General features: G+C 69.4%; 1 protein-coding gene. It reads right to left on the bottom strand.

Annotated features, from left to right (window positions below):
* Positions 1-193: 193 nt before the first annotated feature.
* Positions 194-1,087, bottom strand: a complete 894-nt coding sequence (locus PMI01_RS25600) for a LysR substrate-binding domain-containing protein (protein ID WP_035038545.1) — start codon at positions 1,085-1,087, stop codon at positions 194-196.
* Between the last annotated feature and the right edge of the window lie 137 nt (positions 1,088-1,224).

Genomic DNA, 1,224 nt, shown 5'->3' with positions numbered 1-1,224 from the left:
CCGCGAGCGCGTCTTCAACTCAAAAATTCCGTCATCACCCGCTTTATGCGGGTGACCCAAGCGACGCTGGACGTGGTGTCGGACTCCGCTTGGGTCCCCCGAACAAGTCGGGGGATGACGACCGCGGGTGGGTGTGGGCGCCAGAATATCCGCAAACGTGAAATCGCTCCTTTGAGCGAACGGCCCACACTTCCTACGGCGAGCCGGCTTCCACCATGCACAGGTCGATGAACGACCGCAGGATCGGGCTGTCGTTGTCGCGGCGCCAGGCCAGGTAGAGTTCGACCGGACGGTGCGGGGTGGTGTCGACGGCGCGGAACTGCACGTCGTCGAAATGCAGGCTCATGGCCGCTTCCGGCACCAGGGCGGCGCCGAGGCCGGCATGGACCAGGGCCAGCATCGAGTGGATCTGGGTGACGTGCTGGACATAGTGCGGCGACACGCCGTTGGCGTCGAACAGCGTCGTCAGCATGTTGTGGAAATAGCCGGCGCCCTCGGCCGAATACATGATCAGCGGTTCGGCGTCGAAGTCGGCCAGGGTCAGCGAGGCCTTGGCCAGGCGCGCGTCGCCGGTGGGCAGGGCCGCCACCAGGGGCTCGCTGAGCACCCGCAGCGTGGCGAACTCGGCGCGCTCCATGGGCGGTCGCACCAGGCCGATGTCGACCCGCCCGGTCAGCAGGGCCTCGACCTGTTCGGAGGTGACCATCTCGCGCAGGGTCAGGTCGGCGTTGGGCAGCCGGGCCCGCGACAGGATCACCAGCCGGGGCAGGAAGCTGTAGCCCGAGACGGCGGTGAAGCCGATGGCGATCTGGCCGGCGTCGCCGACCGCGATGCGGCGGGTGGTCAGGGCGGCGCTCTCGGCCAGGCGCAGGATGCGGCGAGCCTCCAGCAGGAAGGCGCGGCCGGCCGGGGTCAGGCGCACCGAGCGGCTGGTGCGGTCCAGCAGGGTGACGCCGAGGATCCGCTCCAGCAGTTGCACCTGCCGGCTCAGCGGCGGCTGGGTCATGTTCAGCCGCTGGGCGGCGCGGCCGAAGTGCAACTCCTCGGCGGTGGCCACGAAGCAGCGCAACTGACTGAGTTCGAACATCGGAAAGCGCCCGCTCGTGATCCCTTGGAGCGGGGAAGCTAGGCGCTCGGCGGCCGGAGCGGTAGCCGTTCCCAGGGCCTTGGCCCGACTGACCGCGAAACCGGTCACGCGCGGGTCAGCGTCCCATCGACCCGGCG

This window comes from Caulobacter sp. AP07 (assembly GCF_000281955.1).
Taxonomy (GTDB): domain Bacteria; phylum Pseudomonadota; class Alphaproteobacteria; order Caulobacterales; family Caulobacteraceae; genus Caulobacter.
This window is presented reverse-complemented; position numbering and strand designations above follow the sequence as displayed.

Bases quoted from the DNA above. Each gene is read 5' to 3' on its own strand.
- PMI01_RS25600 (WP_035038545.1), bottom strand. From the start codon at position 1,087: ATGTTCGAACTCAGTCAGTTGCGCTGCTTCGTGGCCACCGCCGAGGAG.